Source organism: Streptacidiphilus pinicola, from assembly GCF_003258295.1.
Classification (GTDB): Bacteria; Actinomycetota; Actinomycetes; order Streptomycetales; family Streptomycetaceae; genus Streptacidiphilus; species Streptacidiphilus pinicola.
Genome location: NZ_QKYN01000272.1, coordinates 834 through 1,214, shown reverse-complemented (window position 1 = coordinate 1,214; position 381 = coordinate 834).

The window sequence follows — 381 nt, the reverse complement described above, 5'->3', positions numbered from 1 at the left end:
GGGTATGTGAGCGGGCAGGCGGGGGGGGGGGGGGCGGGGCGGGGGGGGGGGGGCGGGGGCAGGGGGGAGGAGGTGGCGGGAGTGTGTGCGGGCGGTGCCGCGGGGGCGGGGCCGGCGGGGGACGCGGAGGGGGGGGTCGGGGACGGGGCGGGGGCGGGGCGGCGGGGGGGGGGGGAGGGGGGGAGGGGGGGGGGGGGGGGGGGGGGGGGGGGGGGGAGGGCGGGCGCAAGCACGACGTGCTCGACATCCGCTTGCGCGAGCTCGTGCGCGATCGACAGGCCCGCCTGCCCGGCGCCCACGATCACGACATCGTGTTCCTCGGGACGGGACTGCTGCGGCTGGTGTTTTGCAGGAACGGCCATGACGGATCGGGCGGCGTGC